Below are 20,769 nucleotides of genomic sequence, written 5' to 3'. Positions count from 1 at the left end.
AGCGGTGATGATCCATGCCCGATTAAAACGGGCACGCCGAAGGAGGCGAATCATAGCATAAGCCAGGTGTGCGATCCGCGCCGGCGTGTAAAAGATATGTATACGGATGCTAACAGAATGCCGTTTTCCCGGTGGTATCCTATTTTGCCGGAGGGTGCGAACAGAGGATTCCCGGGTTACGGCTTACGCCTCACCCGGGCTACCGCTACCGTCCGCCGCGGATCAGGCCGCCGAGACCGCGCCGCTCCATAAAGGCCGCCACCTGATGGCGCACCTCGGCGGTCATCTGGGCTTCGAGGCTGCGACGCGACAGCTCCTGCGCCTCTTCGATATCGATGCGGCGCAGCAGATATTTCACCCTCGCCACCGAGCGGCCGTTCATCGACAGATGGCGATAACCGAGACCGATGAGGATCGTCACGCACATCGGGTCGCCTGCCATCTCGCCGCACAGTCGCAGATCGATGCCAAAGCGCTCCGCGTCATGGGCGATCATCGCCAGCGCCCGCAATACCGCAGGATGCAGGCTGTCATACATGCTGGCGACCCGGGTATTGTTACGGTCGACAGCCAGCAGGTACTGGGTCAGGTCGTTCGTGCCTACCGAGATAAAATCGATCCGGCTGGCCAGCTGCGGCAGCATAAAGACCATCGACGGCACCTCCAGCATCACCCCCAGACGCGGACGCGGGATGGCGTAGCCGATCATCTCCTCCACTTCCCGGCTGGCGCGGTCGATCAGCCGACGGGCCTCATCGACCTCTTCCAGACTGGTCACCATCGGCAGCAAAATGCTGAGGTTGCCGGTGGCGGCGTTGGCGCGCAGCATCGCCCGCACCTGGATCAAAAAGATCTCCGGCTGATCGAGGGTGATGCGGATCCCGCGCCAACCGAGGCACGGGTTCTCTTCACTGATCGGCATGTACGGCAGCTGTTTATCCGCGCCGATGTCCAGAGTACGCAGGGTCACCGGTTTGCTGTTAAACATCTGCAGCATGCCCTGATACTGGGCGACCTGCTCCTCTTCTGAGGGGAAGCCGCTCTGCAGCATAAAAGGAATTTCGGTACGGTACAGACCAATACCGTCAACAAAGCTGCCGAGCTTCTCTTCGTGCTCCGGGCTTAAGCCGGCGTTGAGCATGACTTTCACCCGTTCGCCGCTTTTCAGCTCCGATGCGCGCTGGAGATCGTCCTCCGCCAGGCGGCTGAGCTCGTTCTCTTCGCTGATAAGCCGCTGATATTCCTGCAACAGAACAGGTTCAGGATCCACCAGCAGCTCACCGCGATAGCCATCGACAATCAGCGTATGGCCATGCAGCAGCGAGGGCTGAATATCGGCGCCCATCACCGTTGGGATGCCAAGGGCCCGCACCATAATGGCGGCATGGGAGTTGGCAGCGCCATCGCGCACCACCACGCCGGCCAGACGATCCTGCGGCACCTCGGCGAGGGTGGTGGCCGACAACTCGTCCGCCACGAGGATAATGCGCGCCGGCCAGGTGTTAGGTCCCTGAATACTGTCGTCGAGATGGAACAGCAGACGCTGACCCAGCGTGCGCAGGTCGCCGGCCCGCTCCTTTAGATAGCCGTCGCTCAGCGCGGCAAACTGTTCGGCGAACTTCTCGATGATCTTTTTGACCGCCCACTCGGCGACGGCGCCTTTGTCGACTTCGGCAAAGAGCTCGCGACGCAGGCGGGCGTCGGAGAGCAGGTGCGAGTAGAGATCGAAGATCGCCGCCGTCTCTTTTTGCGCGCCGGCGGCGTAGCGTTTGCTGTAGCGACGAAACTCGTTGGCCGCTTCTTCCAGCGCGCCGGTCAGGCGTTCACGTTCCGAGGCGGTGTCCAGCGTCGAGGCTTCATACACCTGCTCCATCAGCGGCAGGCTGACGTCCATCCAGCCCTCGGCGATCGCCACCCCGGAAGAGGCCGGCAGAGCGCGAATGCGCGTCTGACGATACTGACCGAACAGGGCGTTCAGCTGTGACTGGGAGAGGATCGCCGCCATCTGGGTGGCGAGGGTGACGAGGAAAGACTCTTCGCTTTCATCAAACTGGCGCAGCTCACGCTGCTGGACCACCAGCACGCCCAACAGCTGGCGGCGCTGGATGATCGGCACGCCAAGGAAGGCGCGGAAGCGGTCCTCTTTGACGGCGGGAATATACTTGAAGCTGGGGTGTTTTTGCGCATCGGCGAGGTTGATGGGCTCCGCCAGGCGGCCAACCAGCCCCACCAGGCCTTCATCGAACGCCAGCGCAACGGTGCGCCCGCGAGGTTTTTTTAACCCGCGGGTAGCCATCAGGTAATAGCAGCGTCGATCATTGTCAGCCAGGTAAACCGAGCAGACTTCCGTCTCCATCGCCTGGCAGACATCCGTCACCAGAATATCCAGCGCCTCGTTTAAACGCGGCGCACTCGCGACCTTCTCGACTATTTCTCGCAACCGAGTGAGCATAATGTGCGTGGCTTAACCTCTTTTACGTCGATAAGCAGGCGCGCTTTGCGGCTTAGGTGCGCTCTCCGCCAGCGACATAGTGACGCTGGCGAACTCTTTCATCACCCGGCGGTAGACGTCGCGTTTGAACGACACCACCTGACGCACCGGGTACCAGTAACTCACCCAGCGCCAGCCATCAAATTCAGGTGTGCTGCTGGTTTGCATATTGATGTCCGCGTCGTTACCGATCAACTGCAAAAGAAACCACTTTTGTTTCTGGCCGATACAAACCGGCTTTGTGTCCCAACGCACCAAACGTTTAGGCAACTTGTAACGCAGCCAGTTACGGGTTGAGGCAAGGATCCGCACATCTTTACGGCTTAACCCGACCTCTTCAAACAATTCCCGATACATCGCCTGCTCTGCGGATTCTCCTGGATTTATGCCCCCTTGCGGGAACTGCCACGAGTGCTGACCATAGCGTCGGGCCCACATGACCTGGCCCTGACGATTACAGATTACAATACCGACATTTGGGCGGTAGCCATCGTCATCAATCACCGGACTACCTCAAGATAAGCTTCAATGTGAATGATTGTTTCACACTCGTCGGAAACGGTAAACCACTCTGTTCGCACACTGAGAACGGATAACATTTGAATAACTCACAGTAATTGCCAGAGTTATAAACAGCGAAAGCGCCGACGTCCGATTTTATTCACTTTTTCTGTGGATAGAGTTGTGAAGAAGTACGGAATTAACCCGGGAAAACCCGGAGTAATCTGAACATCGCACTGCTAGCACCTTATAATAATGATAGCATATTCATTAAGTTAGAATATATTCCTTTCACTTATTACAGCATAACGTGACGATCATCACACATGCGATCCGCCGACTGATGAAAGATCGAGCAATGTCGATTTTATCCACAGATTACGCGCAGGTCGCGGGCATATTTTCTCTAAAAATTCGATTTTCGTCGCACGTCAAGGCTGTAAATCGAACCAGTAGTGGGGCTTTTCCCCAGTTATCCCACTTTTCTGTGGATAACATGGTGTAAGATCCTGTTTATTGTCAGTGACCAGTTCTGGAAAACCTGTTTTCATGGTTTTCACCTGCCGCGTAATGACCTTAAAAAATCATATAAATCATGGGATTGGTATAGTTACTCAGAAAACGATAAACTCTATCCACAACGCGCAAAATTAGCGCTCATTTTTTAACCAAAGGTGTCGCCCTATGCCCGCTATTGCTCCGCTCTCCTCTCCGCCGCAAAGTCAGGAACAGCTGTTGGCCCAGGCCCGCCAGCTGGCCGGCTATACGCTGGGTGAGCTGGCGGCGCTGGCCGGGATCCCCATTCCCCGCGATCTGAAACGTGATAAAGGCTGGACGGGCATCCTGCTGGAGCTGTGGCTGGGGGCCAGCGCGGGCAGTAAACCCGAGCAGGATTTCGCCGCGCTGGGGGTGGAGCTCAAAACGATCCCTATCGACAGCCGGGGCCGTCCGCTGGAGACCACTTTTGTCTGCGTCGCCCCGTTAACTGGCAATAGCGGCGTCACCTGGGAGAGCAGCCATGTGCGGCATAAGCTGCAGCGAGTCCTGTGGATCCCTGTGGAGGGAGAGCGCACCATTTCTCTGGCGGCGCGGCGCGTCGGCGCACCGCTGCTGTGGAGTCCGGACGAAGAAGAGGAGCGCCAGCTGCGCATGGACTGGGAAGAGCTGATGGATCTTATTGTCCTCGGTGAGGTGGAGCGCATTACCGCCCGCCACGGCGAGGTGCTACAGCTAAGACCGAAAGCGGCCAACAGCAAGGCGTTGACCGAAGCCATCGGCGCCCGCGGGGAGACGATCCTCACGCTGCCGCGCGGCTTCTACCTGAAAAAGAATTTTACCGCCGCCCTGCTCGCCCGCCATTTTTTGTTACAACACGATTAATTTTTTGTTCTGCGTTGGGGCTTGCATATAATTGCTGCTTTCTATTTTGCAGGACTTTGAACAATGTTATTTGCATGGATAACCGATCCTAACGCCTGGCTGGCGCTGGGCACCTTGACGCTGCTGGAGATCGTGCTCGGGATCGATAATATTATTTTTCTCTCTCTGGTTGTGGCCAAGCTCCCCACCGCCCAGCGCGCCCACGCGCGACGGATCGGTTTAATGGGGGCGATGGTCATGCGCCTGGCGCTGCTGGCCTCTATCGCCTGGGTCGTTAAGCTGACCAACCCGCTCTTTACCGTCCTCGGTCAGGAGATTTCATTTCGCGATCTGATCTTGCTGTTTGGCGGACTGTTCCTTATCTGGAAAGCCAGTAAAGAGATCCATGAATCTATCGAAGGCGAAGAGGAGGGGCTGAAAACTAACGTTCACTCCTTCCTCGGCGCCATCGTGCAGATCATGCTGCTGGACATCATCTTTAGCCTCGACTCGGTGATCACCGCCGTCGGCCTGTCGGATCATCTGTTTATTATGATGGCGGCGGTTGTGATTGCGGTGGGGGTCATGATGTTCGCCGCGCGACCTATCGGCGATTTTGTTGACCGTCATCCGTCGGTAAAAATGCTGGCGCTGTCGTTTCTGATCCTCGTCGGCTTTACCCTGATGCTGGAAAGTTTCGACGTCCATGTGCCGAAGGGATACATCTACTTCGCGATGTTCTTCTCTATTGCGGTGGAGAGCCTTAACCTGCTGCGCAATAAGAAAAACCCGCTGTAAACCACAAAATTGCAGCCTGGTCACAGGCTGCAACCCTTTTTCAGACTTTACTGCTTTTTATGTCTCACAAATCAGGCTATTAATAGACAGGTATGGGGTGCAGCTACTCAAGAGGTGATGACGATGAAAAAATGGGCAGTATTGATTTCCGCCGTAGGACTGGCGTTCTCGGTTTCCGGTTGCAGCAGCGATTACGTCATGGCGACCAAAGATGGGCGAATGATCCTGACCGACGGTAAACCCACCGTGGATGACGATACCGGTCTTATCAGCTACGAAGATCAGCAGGGTAATAAAATGCAGATCAATCGTGACGACGTTTCACAAATCATTAAGCGTTAATTTTTCCCCGTCGGCCCCAGCCTCTGTTGACGCTGCGCTTACCGACAACCAGTCTTCTGAGAAGAGTCGGGACACACCAGGACACCGCGGGTTTCACCCACCGCACCTCCTCGTCACCCGGCTTTTTTGATTTTTTTACTTCCTCTTTTTCTCACCCTCTGCCATGTTGATACTCCTTTGTCGGGGAATGCCTGACCTTATAAATAAAAAGGAAGCTGGCTATGCAGTATCACCGTATCCCACACAGTTCACTTGAAATCAGCACCCTCGGGCTGGGAACCATGACCTTTGGCGAGCAGAACAGCGAGGCCGATGCCCATCAGCAGCTCGACTATGCGGTCGCCAACGGCATCAATCTGATCGATGTCGCTGAAATGTACCCTGTCCCGCCGCGCCCGGAAACTCAGGGGCTGACCGAAACCTACGTCGGCAACTGGCTGGCGAAACGCGGCAATCGCGAAAAGCTGGTGCTCGCCTCGAAGGTCAGCGGGCCCGCGCGTAATAACGACAGCAGTATTCGACCAAACCACGTCCTGGACCGGAAAAATATCCGCGAGGCGCTGCACGCCAGTCTGAAGCGTCTGCAGACCGATTATCTCGACCTGTATCAGGTACACTGGCCGCAGCGCCCTACCAACTGCTTTGGCAAGCTGGGCTACACCTGGGCCGACGCCGCCCCCGCGGTGACCCTGCTGGATACCCTCGAGGCGCTGACCGAGTTCCAGCGCGCCGGCAAGATCCGCTACATCGGCGTGTCGAACGAAACCGCCTTCGGCGTGATGCGTTATCTGCACCTGGCGGATAAGCACGACCTGCCGCGGATCGTGACCATTCAGAACCCCTACAGCCTGCTGAACCGCAGCTTTGAAGTCGGCCTGGCGGAAGTGAGCCAGTTCGAAGGCGTGGAGCTGCTGGCCTACTCCTGCCTGGCTTTCGGCACCCTGACCGGGAAGTACCTCAACGGCGCGAAGCCGGCGGGGGCGCGCAATACGCTGTTCAGCCGCTTTACGCGCTACAGCAGCGAGCAGTCGCAGAAAGCGGTGGCGGCGTATGTGGATATCGCCAAACGCCACGGCCTCGATCCGGCGCAAATGGCGCTGGCCTTTGTGCGTCGGCAGCCGTTTGTCGCCAGCACCCTGCTGGGGGCGACGACCATGGCGCAGCTGCAGGCCAACGTGGAAAGTTTACAGCTTGAACTGAGCGAAGAGGTATTAGCGGAGATTGAAGCGGTGCATCAGGTTTATACCTACCCGGCTCCGTAGCATGACCTGTCGACGCCGGCTTCTGGCGTCGCGTTGTTGCCCGGTGGCGGCTACGCCTTACCGGGCCTTCGCTACCCCGGTCGGGTAGCCGCCTCAGCAGCCGCGGTAGCCCGGGTCAGGCGTAAGCCGCAACCCGGGGTTTCCCTCTGCCCGCGCGCCTGGCAGGGGTTACGATTTCGAGTCAACCGCGACGAGAAGTTATTTACGCCGCCCCCAGACCCACAGCGCGGCGATGGCCACGGCAAACACCGCGCCAAAACCTATCCCCACGGCGACCGGCGGAACGCCCACGCTCACCGCCAGGGAATAGAGCCCCAGCATCAGCAGCATCGCCACGTTTTCGCCCAGGTTCTGTACCGCAATCGCGTTACCCGCCCCGACCGAGTGTTTCCCGCGCTCCTGCAGCAGCGCATTCAGCGGCACGATAAAGAAGCCGCCGAACACCCCGAGCAGCAGTAGCAGTCCGAACGCCGGCAGCAGCGACTGCTGCACCGCAAACGCCATTACCGCAATACCGATCAATATCCCGGCCGGCATACAGCGTGACACCGTCTCCAGAGTCACCAGCTTCGCCGCCGCCCCGGCCCCCAGCACAATCCCCACCGCCACCATCGCATTAAGATAGGTGGGCATGGCGTTGCTGGTAATGCCCAGCGCTACCGGCACCCAGATCACCAGCAGGAAGCGCAGGGTCACGCCAGCGCCCCAGAACAGGCTGGTGCCCATCAGCGAAAAGCGGGTTTCGCCGTTGCGCCACAGCGTGCGGCAGGCGCTGAAGAAGCTGTGCGTCATCGGCTTAAAACGCCATGACTGCCCCGGACGCGCCGCCGGCAGCCTGGGTATCCACAGGTTAGCCACCACCGCCCCGCCATAGACCAGCGCGCAGACGATCAGCGCCGCCAGCACGTGCCAGTCGGCGAGGATCCCGCCGGCCATGGAGCCCAGCAGGATCGCCGCGATGGTTGAGGACTCCATCAGTCCGTTAGCCTTCACTAACTTATCGCCGGTGGTCAGTTCGCCGAGAATGCCATACTTGGCCGGCGAATAGGCGGCGGCGCCAATCCCCACCAGCGTATAGCCGATAAACGGATTAACGCCGAAGCAGATGCAGCCGGCGCCGAGCAGCTTCAGGCCGTTGGCCACCATCATCACCCGGCCTTTGGCAAAGCTGTCGGCGAACTGGCCGACAAAGGGAGCAAACAGGATGTAAGCGCCCACAAACAACATCTGCAGGCCCGGCTGGCTCCACTCCGGATAATAAAGCTGCTTCATCAGCGCCAGGGTGGCGAAGAGAAGCGCATTGTCGCCGAAGGCCGACAGGAACTGGGCGCAGATCACCGCCATCATCCCTTTCGAATACAGCGAAGGGTTAGTATGCACTGACTCACTCATGGGTTGTTTCCGCCTCGTCGACCATGTTTTTCAGGGTGACATAGTCTGGCTTGCCGCTGCCCAGCACCGGCAGCTGTTTCAGCCAGCGTATATCGCGCGGCACCGCCAGCTCCGGTACGCCGTGCTGGCGAGCGTAGCGCAGCAGGGCTTCGCGAGTCAGTTCATTATCGGTGGTAAACAGCACCAGCGCCTCGCCTTTGCTGGCGTCCTGTTTAATCGCCGTGGCGTGCATTTTGTCCGGCGACGCGCCGAGAGCCACCTGCTCCACCATCTCAAGAGAGATCATTTCGCCAGCGATTTTGGCGAAGCGCTTCGCGCGGCCCTGGATGCGGACATAGCCCTGCTCGTCGAAGGTGACGATATCGCCGGTGTCATACCAACCCGCTTCCTTTTCGCCGTGCTGATTTTCCGCCGTCGGCGCTTCCAGCACCCCGGGATTTTCCACCCGCAGGTAGCCTTTCATAATGTTCGGCCCTTTCAGCTGCAGCCGCCCCCCTTGCTCAATGCCAGGCATCGCCAGCAGGCGGGCGTCCATCCCCGGCAGGATACGCCCCACGGTGCCGACCTTCGCCGCCATCGGCACGTTGATCGAGACCACCGGGGCGCACTCGGTCACGCCATAGCCTTCGAGAATGCGCAGGCCGAATTTATCCTGCCACAGCTGTTTGGTGCTCTCCTGCAGCTTCTCCGCCCCGGCGACCACATAGCGCAGACGATAGAAATCATAGGGGTTAGCGAAGCGGGCATAGTTGGCAAGGAAGGTCGAGGTGCCGAACAGCACTGTGCAGTTGCGATCGTAGACCAGCTCCGGCACCACGCGATAGTGCAGCGGGCTGGGATAGAGAAACACCTCCGCACCGGTAAGCAGCGGCGTCAGCAGACCGACGGTGAGGCCAAAGGAGTGGAACAGCGGCAGCGCCGACATAAAGCGGTCATTAGCGGTAAAGTCGGCAATGGTTTTGATCTGCTCGACGTTGGCCAGCAGACTTTTATGGCTGTGCACCACCCCTTTCGGATTACCCTCCGAGCCGGAGGTGAAGAGGATCATCGCCGCGTCTTCCGGCTGCTGCTTAACCTGCGCCAGACGCGGCGCCAGCAGATGGCCGAAAATCCACAGTTTGTCCGCAGGGGTGATATCGCCTTTGAGATCTTCCAGGAACACCCAGCGCACCTGGGTCAGCTGCTCCGGCAGGTGCCAGAGCTTGCCCTTATCAAGGAAGGTGCGCGAGGTAAAAATGGTGTTGAGTTCCGCGGCGGCGATGGCGCTGCTGAGCCCTTTCACCCCGGCGGTATAGTTCATCATCGCCGGAATGCGCCCGCGGGCGATCGCGCCGAAAATCACCGCCGCGCTGATGCCGGCGTTGGGCAGCATCAGGCCGATCTTCTCGCCCTGCTGGCTGTATTTTTCCAGAATGCGGGCGACAAACAGGGTTTTGGTCAGCAGCTTGCGATAGGTATCCGGCTGGAAGTTGATATCCTCCACGCAGGGTTTGCGCGCGCCGAAGCGGTCCTGCGCCGCCAGCAGCGACTCATACAGGGTTTCCCGCGGACGCACCGCCATCCGGGCTTCCATCATGATCTGATGCAGCATTTCTCCGGCGATTTTGCGCCGGTCGCGGGCGCGCGGCGCCTCAGGCATCGGCAGATGGGTGGGCGGCAGCAGATGCAGCTGAATACGCGGGAACAGGCGACGTTTCACCAGCCCCTTCAGCCGGCTGAAGGGCGTCAGCTCAGCGCCTTCAATGCGCAGCGGCACGATGGTCGCCTGCGATTTGGCGGCGACAAAGGCGGCGCCGTCATAAATTTTCATCAGCGAGCCGCTGACCGAAATTCGCCCTTCCGGGAAGATGACCACCGGCCGCCCCTGTTCAATCAGGCGCACCAGATGTTTGATCGACATCGGTTTGGTCGGGTCCAGCGGCACAAAATCGATAATCGGCGTCAGCGCGCGCATAAACCAGCGCTGGCTGATTGAGGTATAGACGGCAAAAACCGGTCGGACCGGCAAAAACAGCGCCAGCAGAATGCCGTCGAGGAACGAGACGTGGTTCGGGGTAATTAAGACTTTTTGCTGGTGCAAAGCCTGCGTGTCGCCGGTCAGGCTGACCCGGTATAACCCCTTGAACAGCAGTCTGAAAAATCCCAAAAGCATAACAACTCCATGTGACCGGTGATGAGTCAAAGCAGGTTACACGAGAAGGCGTGGGAAAGCAGTGCAGCGGGGGGATTTTCAGAATAAAAAAAACCTGCGCATCCGCGCAGGCTGGTGTAAAACGTCCAGTACGAAGAGCGTACCTGAGAAACTCACCTATCAATACCTCTGGGATCTCGATTGTCGCGTTTTTCGCCCGGTTCGGGCCAGCGGGAAAACGCAAGGGAGTGAGCCTAAGTGCAACCAGTTATTACGATTTTCGCTATCTGTAACAACGTCGGCGACGGGCAAAAAAAAACCTGCGCATCTGCGCAGGCTGGTGTAAGTAAAGTGGTCAACATGACGTTGACTCCACCTATCAATACCTCTGGGATAGCCAGAATATCAACCTGCTCGGCGGACAAACCAGCGAACATTCGCAACAGCGCATCGCAAAGTGTAAGCAAAGGTTTGTATTTCACCGAGCCGGTTTCAATTACTGATAGCGTCAATGTAAACAGGTCACCGATAAGCCCGCTCTGAATCACATTTGCGCCATTCCTTCGCCGCCGCGCCTTGAATCTGCCGCTCTTTCCCGTAACATAGCAGTATGTAAACGCTTACCCTATAAAAGGCATGGTATGGCGACAATTAAGGATGTAGCCCGACTCGCAGGAGTCTCCGTCGCTACCGTCTCCCGCGTCATCAACAACTCTCCCAAAGCCAGCGAAGCCTCGCGTCAGTCCGTGGGCGCGGCGATGGAAACCCTCAACTATCATCCCAACGCGAACGCCCGGGCGCTGGCCCAGCAGTCCACGGAAACCGTCGGCCTGGTGGTGGGCGATGTCTCCGACCCCTTCTTCGGCGCGATGGTCAAAGCCGTCGAACAGGTGGCCTATCGCACCGGCAACTTTTTGCTGATTGGCAATGGCTACCACAACGTGCAGAAGGAGCGCCAGGCGATAGAGCAGCTGATCCGTCACCGCTGCGCGGCGCTGGTGGTGCATGCCAAAATGATCCCCGATGAGGAACTCGCCGGGCTGATGAAGCAGATCCCCGGCATGGTGCTGATCAACCGCATCCTGCCCGGATATGAAACGCGCTGCGTAGCGCTGGACGATCGCTACGGCGCCTGGCTGGCGACCCGCCATCTGATCCAGCAGGGGCACACGCGTATCGGCTACCTGTGCTCAAACCACGATATCTCTGATGCGGAAGATCGCCTGCAGGGGTACTACGCGGCGCTGGAGGAGAGCGGCCTGCCCTGCAACGACCGGCTGGTCACGTTCGCCGAGCCGGATGAAAGCGGCGGCGAACAGGCGATGACCGAACTGCTTGGCCGCGGCCGCCACTTTAGCGCCGTCGCCTGCTATAACGACTCGATGGCCGCCGGCGCGATGGGGGTGCTGAACGACAACGGCATCGACGTCCCGCGGGAAATTTCGCTGATCGGCTTCGACGATGTCCTGATTTCGCGCTATGTTCGCCCGCGGCTGACCACCGTCCGCTACCCGATCGTCACGATGGCGACCCAGGCGGCCGAGCTGGCCTTAGCCCTGGCGGAGCAGCGCCCGGCGCCGGAGATCACCCACCTGTTCAGCCCGACGCTGGTGCGCCGTCATTCGGTGGTGGCCCCGCAGGAAGGCGATAAGTCGTAGCGATAGAGATGCACGGCGGTGGCCGGGTAATCCAGCCCCTCGCCGATGTAGCGCCAGCCGAAGCGTTCATAAAAATCGCGGCAGGCGGAGTAGAGATAAAGCTCCCGATAGCCCGCGCGGCGGGCATAATCGATCACATGCCGCTGCAGCTGTCCGGCCAGCCCCTGACCGCGAGCGGCGGGCGCGACGTACAGCGCCGCCAGCCAGGGAAACAGATCCTGGCGGCTGATCAAATCGCAGCGCCAGAGGCCAATCGTTCCCAGCAGTTGCTCCCCTTCCACGGCAATAAAGGTCAGCGGCAGCGCCTCCGCCGTCTGGCTATGCTGCACAATGCTGGCGAAAAACTCCCGCGGCAGCGCCTCGCCGCCAAAGGCCTGCCACAGCCGGTCGGTCACCTCCCGGGCGAACTGCGGCGCGGCATATAGCGGCAGGATCGTCATACCAGCTTCCCCTGAAAAATCGGCACCGAGTCGAACAGATAGCCGTCAAAGTCCGGGGCGTCTTCATCGGACAGCTCCAGCAGACTGTTTTTAACGTTTTCCAGATGCTGCCACATCGCCTGCCAGGCGCCCATCACATCGCGACGCCGCAGCGCGGCAAGCAGGGTCTGCCGGTCGCCGAGCCACTTCAGCCGCCAGGCGCGGCTGGCAATATGCACATTAAACTGCTGCCACAGCGGGCTGCTGTCCATCTGCAGCCAGATCCGCTCCACCGTCGCTAACAGCATCTGGTTCTGCGTCGCCCCGGCCAGCACCAGATGGAACAGACGAGCGTTATCCTGGGCGGTGTCGTTGAGGGCGATTGCCCGCTGCTCCTGCTCGATAATCCGCTTCAGATTATCGATATCGGCGCGGGTGGCCATTTTCGCGGCAAAGGCGGCGATATTGCTCTCCAGCAGCTGGCGCGCCTGGAGAATTTCAAACGGACCAACGTCGCTGCTGAGCAGTTGCTCTTCTTCGCTGTCGTTTTCGTGCGGGATACGCATGACGTACACCCCGGATCCCTGACGGATATCCACCGTCCCCTGCAGCTCCAGCATCAGCAGCGCTTCGCGCACGATGGTCCGGCTGACGCCATAGGTTTCGGCAATATGGCGTTCCGGCGGCAAACGCGACCCGACCGGGTAGCGCCCCTGCGCGATCTGGGCGCGCAGGTCATCACCAATCTCCTGATAGGGCTTCTTTTCCGGCGGAATTATCGCTTTTTCCACAAAATCACCTGTGCGTTACATGCCTGCGAGTCAAACACGGCGCTATCTTAGCAAATATTGCCCCCGGCTAGCGGTATTCATCATCGATATCCAGCACCAGTTCACGCCGTTCGCCGAGCTGACGAAACCAGTGCGCCGAGGCTTTGGGTCGCCGGGCGCGATGGTTTTGCAGGTCGATTTCGATAAGCCCGTAGCGGTTTTTAAAGGCGTTCATCGGCGACACGTTGTCGGTAAACGCCCACAGCATATAGCCCTGGCAGTTGGCCCCTGCCTCGCGGGCGCGCAGGGTGTGCCACAGATGTTCGCTGATAAAACGAATGCGATAGCTGTCGTCAATGGCGCCTTCGCGGTTACGGAACTGGCCTTCGTTTTCCACCCCCATCCCGCTCTCCGCCACGAACCAGGGAATGTTGCGATAGTCATTTTTTATCCGCATCGCCATATCAAAGATGATTTGCGGGTAGATTTCCCAGCCGCGGGAGGCGTTCATCCGCCGGCCGGGCAGCTCAAACGGCTCATAATACCAGGCCGGATGGAACGGGGTATGCGGATGCCAGGCCCGCGACGGGGCTTTGACCCGGTGCGGATAGTAAAGGTTAATCCCCAGCTCATCGACGGTGTGCTCGCGGATAATCGCCAGATCCTCCGCGCTGGCCTCCCACGTCACCTGATGCTGCTCAAGCAGCGCGAGAAGCGCCGGCGGCCAGACCCCGTGCACCAGCGGGTCGAGAAACATACGGTTGTAGAACAGATCGTAGATCTCCGCCGCGCGCAGGTCATGCGGGGCGCGGGAGCGCGGGTAGGTCACCTCCGGATTGAGGATGCAGCCGACGGTCCCGGGATAGCCTAGCTCGCGAAATCGCTTCACGACGCAAGCGGTCGCCAGCACCTTATGGTAGTTCCACTGCATCCAGGTGCTGGTGTTCTGCTCATAGGGCCAGCGCAGGGCATCAAGATAGACCCGGGTCTGCACCACGATCGGCTCATTAAAGGTAAACCAGCGGGTCACCTTCGGGTGGTAGCGGGCAAAAACCTGCTCCGCGTAGCGCACAAACAGCTCGACCACCGTTTTCGACCCCCAGCCGCCATACTTTTCCAGCAGATAGCCCGGTAATTCGTAATGCTCAAGGCAGATCATCGGCGTGATGCCGTTGGCCAGCAGCGCATCGAACAGCTGGTCGTAATAGGCCGCATACTCCTCATCCACCGTGACGTTTTCATAGTCGGTCAGAAAGCGCGACCAGTTGATCGAAGTGCGGTAGTGGGTCAGCCCGGCCAGCTTCATCAGCTGCACATCTTCCTGAAAGCGGTTGATAAAATCGGTAGCCACCGCCGGGCCATAGCCGTTATGCCAGACGTGACGGTCGTTTTTGTACCAGAGATCGGGCCAGGAGTCCTGCCCCGGTTTTTTCCCGCTCCAGCCCTCGGTCTGCCAGGCGGAAGCCGCCGCGCCAAGGATAAAATCATCGGGAATAGTCATCCGTACGGTAGTCATAGGCTCCTCAGACAGGGTTGGCGGTCTGTTGATTGTCTGCCTGACGCTGCGCGGCATCGGCACGGCGGGAGGCGATTTTGACGAAAGGCAGATAGATAAGCACCGCGGCCACGATGCAGATCAGCTGGGTGACCACCGCCCCCATCGAGCCAGCGGTGGAGAGCCAGGCATTGATCAGCGGCGGCGTGGTCCAGGGCACCATCACCACCGCCTTGCCGGCGAAGCCGGTCAGGGTGGCGAAATAGCCGATGCTGCCGGTCACCAGCGGGGTGATGATAAACGGGATGGCGAGGATCGGGTTGAGCATGATCGGCATCCCGAAGATCACCGGCTCGTTAATATTGAACAGCCCCGGGCCTATCGACAGCTTGGCGATCTCTTTCATCTCTTTGCGCCTGGTGGCGATCATCACCGCAATCAGCAGGCCGATGGTCAGCCCCGAGCCGCCGATGCTCATGTAAACATCCCAGAAGGGCATGGTGATGATGTTCGGTACCTCTTTCCCCTGCTCAAAGGCGCTCATATTGACGGTGATCGCCCCCAGCAGCAGCGGCTCGCGGATCGGCTTGATCATCTGGTTGCCGTGAATACCGATCACCCAGAACAGCTGGGCGACGAACATCAGCAGCAGGATCCCCGGCAGGCTCTGCACCACCCGCTCCAGCGGCTGCTGCACCACCTGGTAGACCGCATCGTAGAGATACATTCCCGTCAGCTGGTGAAAGAGAAAACCCAAGGTGGCGATCGCGGTGGTGGTGATGATCGCCGGGATCAGCGCCGAAAAAGAGGCAGAGACGTTCGGCGGCACGGTATCCGGCATCTTGATCTTCAGTCCCTTGCGCCCCTCCAGCCAGCAGTAAATCTCGACCGACAGAATGGCGATGAACATCCCGAGGAACAGGCTGCGGGTGTCGGAGAACTGACGCAGCAGGACATCTTTCACCACGTGCATCTGGCCATCGACCATCATCTCTACCGTGGTCGGCGTGACGCAGATAAAGCAGATCACCGCCAGCAGGCCGGGAAACAGGCTTTTGATGCCGTTGATCCGCCCCAGCTCAATGCCGATCAGAAACACGGCGCCGATATTGAGGAAGTTGAGCGTGGCGTAGTTCAGCGCGCTGGTGATCGGCTTCAGCGCAGCGAGAAAGGAGAGCGAGGAAAAGCTGGCGAGCCCATTCTTTGGATCCAGCACCATATTGGAGATCAGTACCGAAAAGGCCCCGACGATGATCACCGGCATCAGGGTAATAAACGCCGATTTGATCGCCATAATGTAGCGATAGCTGTTGAATGTCGTCGCGAAACGCCCCAGCGCGTCGATCAGTTTGTCCTGTAATGCCATAAAAGAGTACCTCAGAGTAAAGGGCTTATTGCGGCCAGGTGGACAGCCAGAGACTTTTGGCATACCAAAACACAGTTGCCAGGTAAAAATTGTTCTGTGACAGCGCTCGCAACCCGCTGCGAGGTATCCCAAATATCGATAATAAAAACTATTGGCATACCAGATAGCGCCGGTTGGTCAGTTCCTGCTAAAAGCGTGATCGCGATGGTTTTTCCGCCCCGCCCCGTCGATATGTCCCTTTTCGGTCTGTGATAAACTGCGCCTTACCACGTGAAATCAGGAATCGATGAATGGCTACAATGCTGGATGTCTCAATTCGCGCAGGCGTCTCGAAAGCGACGGTTTCCCGCGTGTTGAACGGCACAGGTCAGGTGAAAGAGAGCACCCGCCAACAGGTCTTTAAAGCGATGGAAGAGCTGGGCTATCGGCCGAATTTCCTTGCCCGCTCGCTGGCCAATCAGACCAGCAACAGTATCGGGCTGGTCGTCTCCACCTTTGACGGCTTCTACTTTGGCCGTCTGCTGCAGCAGGCGTCACGCCAGACCGAAGCCTGGGGAAAACAGCTTATCGTCACCGACGGCCATGATACGCCGGAGCGCGAAGAGGAAGCGGTGCAGATGCTCGCCGACCGGCAGTGCGATGCGATCATCCTCTATACCCGGCATATGAGCGAGAAGGCGATCATGTCGCTGATTAACTCGATCGCCATGCCGCTGGTGGTGATTAACCGTGATGTGGCGCAGGCCCGCGAACGCTGCGTGTTCTTCGAACAGCAGGAAGCTGCCTTCCAGGCCGTGGAGTATCTGATTACCCAGGGGCACCGCGATATCGCCTGCATCACCGTTCCGATGCACACCCCCACCGGCCAGGCGCGCCTGCAGGGCTATCGCAACGCGCTGATAAAACATGGTATTGAGTGGGATCCGAGCCGGGTGAAATACGGGGACTCGACGATGACCCGCGGCTACGAGCTGTGCCGGGAACTGCTGGACGAGAAAGCCCGCTTCAGCGCGCTGTTTTCCTGTAACGATGATATGGCGCTGGGGGCGTCTAAGGCACTGCATCAGGCGGGGCTGCGTATTCCGCAGGATGTGTCGCTGTTTGGCTTCGACGATGCGCCAAGCGCGAAATGGCTGGAGCCGGGGCTGTCGACGGTCTATCTGCCGATCGACAACATGATCACCACGGCGATCGATCAGGCGATCAAGCTTGCTAACCAGCAGCCGATCGAAACGATCCCGCCGTTCACCGGCACGCTGGTGTTGCGTGAGTCGGTGACGACGGGACCTTTTTTTAAATAAGCTCCAAGGCCAGCAGCTCCTGGATGGTCTGGCGACGGCGGATCAGCCGCGCCTTGCCGCCATCAAACAGCACCTCCGGCAGCAGCGGACGGCTGTTATAGTTGGATGACATCGAAGCCCCGTAGGCGCCAGTGTCATGGAGCACCAGATAATCCCCTGGGGCCACCGCCGGCAGCAGACGGGTCTCGACTTTCCCCCCTTCCTGCTGGGTAAAGACGTCCCCGGACTCGCACAGCGGCCCGGCCACCACGGTCTCCACCTGCGGCGCGGCGCTGAGATCGCGGCCATCCGCCGCCAGAGCGGTGATATGATGATAGCTGCCGTACATTGCCGGGCGCATCAGGTCGTTAAAGCCAGCGTCAATCAGCACGAAGTGGCGGCTGCCCATCTCTTTCACGCTGCGCACCTGCGACACCAGCACGCCGGACTCGGCCACCAGGAAGCGTCCGGGTTCAATCTCCAGTTTCACCGGGTGACCCAGATGGGTGGCGATCTGCTCCCGGGCGCGGTTCCACAGGCCATAATAGTGAGCGGTGTCGATGGCCTCTTCGCCCTCGCGGTAAGGAATAGACAGGCCGCCGCCGGCGGAGATGGCCTGCAGATCCTGACCAAAGTCGACAACCTGGCGCACCATCGCGCCGCACACCTGCTCCAGGTGACCATAGTCGACGCCAGAACCGATATGCATATGGATCCCCACCAGCTGCAGCTGATAGCGACGCATCACTTCCAGCGCCGCCGGCAGGTGGCTGTACCAGATGCCATGCTTGCTGTTCTCACCGCCGGTATTGGTTTTCTGGCTGTGGCCGTGGCCAAAGCCCGGGTTGACGCGCAGCCAGACGCGATGGCCCGGCGACACTTCACCCAGCTGGCTCAGCATGTCGATCGAGCCGGCGTTCACCGGGATCTGTAACGCCTTGACGCGATCGAGGGTGGCCTCGTCGATCAGATCGGCGGTGAAGACAATATCCTCTGGATTCTGCTGCGGATCGTAGCCCGCCGCCAGCGCACGCTCGATCTCCCCCAGCGACACCGAGTCCACCTTCACCCCCTGCTCGCGCATCAGACGCAGAATATGGATGTTAGAGCAGGCTTTTTGCGCAAAACGCACCACATCAAACTGGCTGAGCTGGGCAATCTGGCGGCGAATAATCTGCGCATCATAGACCCAGACCGGGCAGCCAAATTCCGCCGGCAGGCGCAGCAGATTGTCCGCGGTCAGATCGGTATCGGTGGCGTAAAGCGAGTGTGGCATAAGAACTCCGGTGTAGTGCGTGTGTTGGTCGCTGTTTTTTCTGATTACGCCACAGCGCCGGACGAATAAAAAATATCGTTTTATCGCGACTCTATGCAAAAATGATATAGTTCCAGCCGAGCCTCAGGGAGACCGCATGCCAGCCGTCAATTTGCGTCATATCGAAATCTTTCATGCGGTGATGACCGCCGGCAACCTGACCGAAGCCGCGCGGATGCTGCATACCTCCCAGCCCACCGTCAGCCGCGAGCTGGCGCGCTTTGAGAAGGTGCTCGGCCTGCGGCTGTTTGAACGGACCCGCGGTCGCCTGCAGCCAACCGTGCAGGGCCTGCGCCTGTTTGAGGAGGTTCAGCGTTCCTGGTACGGCCTGGACCGCATCGTCAGCGCCGCCGAGAGCCTGCGCGAGTTCCGCCAGGGCGAGCTGTCGATAGCCTGTCTGCCGGTCTTTTCCCAGTCCTTTCTGCCGCTGCTGTTGCCGCCGTTCCTCGCCCGCTACCCGGAGGTCAGCCTGCAGATCGTCCCCCAGGAGTCGCCGCTGCTGGAGGAGTGGCTCTCCGCCCAGCGCCATGACCTTGGCCTGACGGAGACCCTGCATACCCCCGCGGGCACTGAACGCACCCCGCTGCTGACGTTGAATGAAGTCTGCGTGCTGCCCGCCGGCCATCCGCTGGCGGCGCAGACGACGCTGACCCCCGCCGATTTTCAGGGCGAGAACTACATCAGCCTGTCGCGCACCGACAGCTATCGCCAGCTGCTCGACGCCCTGTTCCTTGAGCATCAGGTCAAGCGGCGGATGGTGGTCGAAACCCACAGCGCGGCCTCGATCTGCGCCATGGTGCGCGCCGGCGCCGGGATCTCGGTGGTTAACCCGCTGACCGCCCTGGACTATGCCGATAGCGGCGTGGTGGTGCGCCGCTTCAGCGTCGAAGTGCCGTTTACCGTCAGCCTGATCCGCCCGCTCCATCGCCCGCGATCGGCGCTGGTCGACGCCTTCGTGACGCACCTGCAGCAGAGTCTGCCGCAGATCCTCACGCCGCTGGCGTCGGTTCTGCAGAGAGCATAAAGTTGACCGCGTCCTCAGCGTGGATCGCCGCGGTGTCAAAGACCGGCAGCGGGCTGAGCTCGGCAGGCACCAGCAGGCCAATTTCCGTGCAGCCGAAAATTACCCCTTCCGCCCCCTGCTCCGCCAGGGCGGCAATCACCTGCAGATAATAATCCCGCGACGCCTCGCTGAAGGTGCCGAGACAGAGTTCGTCGAAAATGATCTGATTGATCCGCGCCCGATCGTCGGCCTCGGGGATCAGCGTCTCGATGGCAAACTGCGCCTGCAGACGACCCCGGTAAAAGGTCTGCTCCATGGTATAGCGGGTGCCCAGCAGCGCGACCCGCCGCTGGCCCTTGGCGGCAATCGCCCTTCCGGTGGCGTCGGCGATATGCAGAAAGGGAACCTGGCAGCGGGCGGCGATGGCATCCGCCACCTTGTGCATGGTGTTAGTGCACAGGACAATGCCCTCGGCGCCCGCCTGCTGCAGCCCAACCGCGGCGTCGGCAAGGATCGCGCCGGCGCGATCCCAGTCGCCGGTGGACTGACAGGCTTCAATCTCGTGAAAATCGACGCTATGCAACACCAGTCTGGCGGAGTGCAGCCCGCCCAGTCGCGCCTTCACGCCTTCATTAATCAGGCGATAGTAAGGGATCGTTGACTCCCAGCTCATGCCGCCTAGCAGGCCAATGGTTTTCATCTTTTGCTCCTTATGTTGTTTCTGCCAGTGAAACAAACTTGTGATCAACTTTCCACTTCTCTGGCCGCGTATTTCTTTTTCATGAAGAGTGAGATAACTTAAGTGAAACAATGTTTCATTTTAACAACAGGATCGGCAGATGTTTATTTTCCATAAAGACACCACCCTTGAAGACCTTGGCAATGGCGTAACCCGCCGCATTCTGGCCCATGACGGCAAAATGATGGCCGTGGAGGTAAATTTTGCCGCCGGCGCCGTCGGCCCAATGCATAACCACCCTCACGAACAGCTCACCTACGTGCTCTCCGGCGAGTTCGAATTCACCATCGGCGAGGAGACGCGCGTCGTCAGCGCTGGCGATACGCTGTACAAGCAGCCGGGGATCATGCACGGCTGCGTGGCTTTGTTGAATAAATCGAACTTTTGCTGAGAGCTTTGTTGAATAAATCGAACTTTTGCTGAGTTGAAGGATCAGATCACGCATCTT

Annotated in this window: 18 protein-coding genes and 2 pseudogenes; 9 read left to right on the top strand and 11 right to left on the bottom strand. The window is 59.3% G+C overall.

Annotation, left to right across the window (positions count from 1 at the left end):
* Positions 1-205: 205 nt before the first annotated feature.
* On the bottom strand, positions 206-2,452 hold the full coding sequence (ptsP, locus tag ABLV54_RS04370; protein ID WP_023290901.1) for a phosphoenolpyruvate--protein phosphotransferase: 2,247 nt from the start codon (positions 2,450-2,452) through the stop codon (positions 206-208).
* A 12-nt stretch (positions 2,453-2,464) separates the two neighbouring features.
* A complete protein-coding gene (gene rppH, locus ABLV54_RS04365) occupies positions 2,465-2,995 on the bottom strand; it encodes an RNA pyrophosphohydrolase (protein ID WP_004205443.1) in 531 nt (176 codons plus the stop codon).
* Between the two features lie 452 nt (positions 2,996-3,447).
* Here rppH and ABLV54_RS04360 point away from each other — a divergent pair.
* The 5 genes and pseudogenes from ABLV54_RS04360 to ABLV54_RS04340 form a co-directional block, all read left to right on the top strand.
* Positions 3,448-3,588: pseudogene (locus ABLV54_RS04360) on the top strand (hypothetical protein); the annotation flags it as partial.
* A gap of 88 nt (positions 3,589-3,676) precedes the next feature.
* On the top strand, positions 3,677-4,372 hold the full coding sequence (gene mutH, locus ABLV54_RS04355) for a DNA mismatch repair endonuclease MutH (protein WP_101881272.1): 696 nt from the start codon (positions 3,677-3,679) through the stop codon (positions 4,370-4,372).
* A gap of 63 nt (positions 4,373-4,435) precedes the next feature.
* Positions 4,436-5,149 carry a TerC family protein gene (locus ABLV54_RS04350; protein WP_023290903.1) on the top strand — a complete coding sequence of 238 codons (714 nt, stop codon included), beginning with the start codon at positions 4,436-4,438 and terminating at the stop codon, positions 5,147-5,149.
* 123 nt (positions 5,150-5,272) lie between these two features.
* Positions 5,273-5,491, top strand: coding sequence for a YgdI/YgdR family lipoprotein (locus ABLV54_RS04345; protein WP_002915974.1), 219 nt, complete (start codon positions 5,273-5,275; stop codon positions 5,489-5,491).
* Between the two features lie 221 nt (positions 5,492-5,712).
* Positions 5,713-6,753 (top strand): NADP(H)-dependent aldo-keto reductase, encoded by a 1,041-nt coding sequence (locus ABLV54_RS04340; protein WP_008806332.1) that lies wholly within the window; start codon positions 5,713-5,715, stop codon positions 6,751-6,753.
* A gap of 198 nt (positions 6,754-6,951) precedes the next feature.
* On the opposite strand, the gene lplT is transcribed toward ABLV54_RS04340, so the two are convergent.
* The 3 genes and pseudogenes from lplT to ABLV54_RS04325 form a co-directional block, all read right to left on the bottom strand.
* Positions 6,952-8,145 carry a lysophospholipid transporter LplT gene (lplT, locus tag ABLV54_RS04335; RefSeq protein ID WP_101881274.1) on the bottom strand — a complete coding sequence of 398 codons (1,194 nt, stop codon included), beginning with the start codon at positions 8,143-8,145 and terminating at the stop codon, positions 6,952-6,954.
* A complete protein-coding gene (aas, locus tag ABLV54_RS04330; RefSeq protein WP_048298207.1) occupies positions 8,138-10,297 on the bottom strand; it encodes a bifunctional acyl-ACP--phospholipid O-acyltransferase/long-chain-fatty-acid--ACP ligase in 2,160 nt (719 codons plus the stop codon). The genes lplT and aas overlap by 8 nt, the downstream gene beginning before the upstream one ends.
* A 262-nt stretch (positions 10,298-10,559) precedes the next feature.
* Positions 10,560-10,824, bottom strand: a pseudogene (locus ABLV54_RS04325) (hypothetical protein).
* Positions 10,825-10,917: 93 nt separating this feature from the next.
* Between ABLV54_RS04325 and galR the strand changes: the two are divergent.
* Positions 10,918-11,934 (top strand): HTH-type transcriptional regulator GalR, encoded by a 1,017-nt coding sequence (galR, locus tag ABLV54_RS04320; RefSeq protein WP_002915981.1) that lies wholly within the window; start codon positions 10,918-10,920, stop codon positions 11,932-11,934.
* On the opposite strand, the gene ABLV54_RS04315 is transcribed toward galR, so the two are convergent.
* The 4 genes from ABLV54_RS04315 to ABLV54_RS04300 all read right to left on the bottom strand — a co-directional run bounded on the left by ABLV54_RS04315 (position 11,895) and on the right by ABLV54_RS04300 (position 15,984).
* The gene (locus ABLV54_RS04315) at positions 11,895-12,374 is read right to left on the bottom strand and encodes a GNAT family N-acetyltransferase (RefSeq protein ID WP_060592051.1); all 480 of its coding nucleotides are present in this window, start codon (positions 12,372-12,374) and stop codon (positions 11,895-11,897) included. The two genes, galR and ABLV54_RS04315, sit on opposite strands and share 40 nt — an antisense overlap.
* Positions 12,371-13,144, bottom strand: coding sequence for a GntR family transcriptional regulator (locus tag ABLV54_RS04310; protein WP_004205433.1), 774 nt, complete (start codon positions 13,142-13,144; stop codon positions 12,371-12,373). The genes ABLV54_RS04315 and ABLV54_RS04310 overlap by 4 nt, the downstream gene beginning before the upstream one ends.
* Positions 13,145-13,211: 67 nt before the next feature.
* On the bottom strand, positions 13,212-14,639 hold the full coding sequence (locus ABLV54_RS04305) for a glycoside hydrolase family 1 protein (protein ID WP_023290907.1): 1,428 nt from the start codon (positions 14,637-14,639) through the stop codon (positions 13,212-13,214).
* Positions 14,640-14,646: 7 nt separating this feature from the next.
* A complete protein-coding gene (locus ABLV54_RS04300; RefSeq protein ID WP_050533523.1) occupies positions 14,647-15,984 on the bottom strand; it encodes a PTS transporter subunit EIIC in 1,338 nt (445 codons plus the stop codon).
* A gap of 299 nt (positions 15,985-16,283) precedes the next feature.
* Between ABLV54_RS04300 and ABLV54_RS04295 the strand changes: the two genes are divergently transcribed.
* Positions 16,284-17,285 carry a LacI family DNA-binding transcriptional regulator gene (locus tag ABLV54_RS04295; RefSeq protein WP_004229436.1) on the top strand — a complete coding sequence of 334 codons (1,002 nt, stop codon included), beginning with the start codon at positions 16,284-16,286 and terminating at the stop codon, positions 17,283-17,285.
* Here ABLV54_RS04295 and lysA read toward each other — a convergent pair.
* Positions 17,278-18,540 (bottom strand): diaminopimelate decarboxylase, encoded by a 1,263-nt coding sequence (lysA, locus tag ABLV54_RS04290; protein ID WP_023290909.1) that lies wholly within the window; start codon positions 18,538-18,540, stop codon positions 17,278-17,280. The genes ABLV54_RS04295 and lysA overlap by 8 nt on opposite strands.
* 136 nt (positions 18,541-18,676) lie before the next feature.
* On the opposite strand from lysA, the gene ABLV54_RS04285 reads away from it, so the two are divergent.
* The gene (locus tag ABLV54_RS04285; RefSeq protein WP_023290910.1) at positions 18,677-19,603 is read left to right on the top strand and encodes a LysR family transcriptional regulator; all 927 of its coding nucleotides are present in this window, start codon (positions 18,677-18,679) and stop codon (positions 19,601-19,603) included.
* On the opposite strand, the gene ABLV54_RS04280 is transcribed toward ABLV54_RS04285, so the two are convergent.
* Entirely contained in the window at positions 19,569-20,282 is a 714-nt protein-coding gene (locus ABLV54_RS04280; RefSeq protein ID WP_023290911.1) for an aspartate/glutamate racemase, read from the bottom strand. The genes ABLV54_RS04285 and ABLV54_RS04280 overlap by 35 nt on opposite strands.
* 139 nt (positions 20,283-20,421) lie before the next feature.
* Here ABLV54_RS04280 and ABLV54_RS04275 point away from each other — a divergent pair, with 139 nt between their 5' ends.
* Positions 20,422-20,712 (top strand): cupin domain-containing protein, encoded by a 291-nt coding sequence (locus ABLV54_RS04275; RefSeq protein WP_348813697.1) that lies wholly within the window; start codon positions 20,422-20,424, stop codon positions 20,710-20,712.
* Positions 20,713-20,769: the final 57 nt, after the last annotated feature.

The sequence above is a fragment of the Klebsiella sp. JB_Kp042 genome (assembly GCF_040065275.1).
Taxonomy (GTDB): domain Bacteria; phylum Pseudomonadota; class Gammaproteobacteria; order Enterobacterales; family Enterobacteriaceae; genus Klebsiella; species Klebsiella quasipneumoniae.
This window is presented reverse-complemented; position numbering and strand designations above follow the sequence as displayed.

Bases quoted from the DNA above. Each gene is read 5' to 3' on its own strand.
- ABLV54_RS04295 (WP_004229436.1), top strand. From the start codon at position 16,284: ATGCTGGATGTCTCAATTCGCGCAGGCGTCTCGAAAGCGACGGTTTCC.
- mutH (WP_101881272.1), top strand. From the start codon at position 3,677: ATGCCCGCTATTGCTCCGCTCTCCTCTCCGCCGCAAAGTCAGGAACAG.
- ABLV54_RS04285 (WP_023290910.1), top strand. From the start codon at position 18,677: ATGCCAGCCGTCAATTTGCGTCATATCGAAATCTTTCATGCGGTGATG.
- ABLV54_RS04280 (WP_023290911.1), bottom strand. From the start codon at position 20,282: ATGAAAACCATTGGCCTGCTAGGCGGCATGAGCTGGGAGTCAACGATC.
- ABLV54_RS04305 (WP_023290907.1), bottom strand. From the start codon at position 14,639: ATGACTACCGTACGGATGACTATTCCCGATGATTTTATCCTTGGCGCG.
- ABLV54_RS04345 (WP_002915974.1), top strand. From the start codon at position 5,273: ATGAAAAAATGGGCAGTATTGATTTCCGCCGTAGGACTGGCGTTCTCG.
- ABLV54_RS04350 (WP_023290903.1), top strand. From the start codon at position 4,436: ATGTTATTTGCATGGATAACCGATCCTAACGCCTGGCTGGCGCTGGGC.
- galR (WP_002915981.1), top strand. From the start codon at position 10,918: ATGGCGACAATTAAGGATGTAGCCCGACTCGCAGGAGTCTCCGTCGCT.
- ABLV54_RS04315 (WP_060592051.1), bottom strand. From the start codon at position 12,374: ATGACGATCCTGCCGCTATATGCCGCGCCGCAGTTCGCCCGGGAGGTG.
- lysA (WP_023290909.1), bottom strand. From the start codon at position 18,540: ATGCCACACTCGCTTTACGCCACCGATACCGATCTGACCGCGGACAAT.
- ABLV54_RS04300 (WP_050533523.1), bottom strand. From the start codon at position 15,984: ATGGCATTACAGGACAAACTGATCGACGCGCTGGGGCGTTTCGCGACG.
- ptsP (WP_023290901.1), bottom strand. From the start codon at position 2,452: ATGCTCACTCGGTTGCGAGAAATAGTCGAGAAGGTCGCGAGTGCGCCG.
- ABLV54_RS04340 (WP_008806332.1), top strand. From the start codon at position 5,713: ATGCAGTATCACCGTATCCCACACAGTTCACTTGAAATCAGCACCCTC.
- aas (WP_048298207.1), bottom strand. From the start codon at position 10,297: ATGCTTTTGGGATTTTTCAGACTGCTGTTCAAGGGGTTATACCGGGTC.
- ABLV54_RS04275 (WP_348813697.1), top strand. From the start codon at position 20,422: ATGTTTATTTTCCATAAAGACACCACCCTTGAAGACCTTGGCAATGGC.
- lplT (WP_101881274.1), bottom strand. From the start codon at position 8,145: ATGAGTGAGTCAGTGCATACTAACCCTTCGCTGTATTCGAAAGGGATG.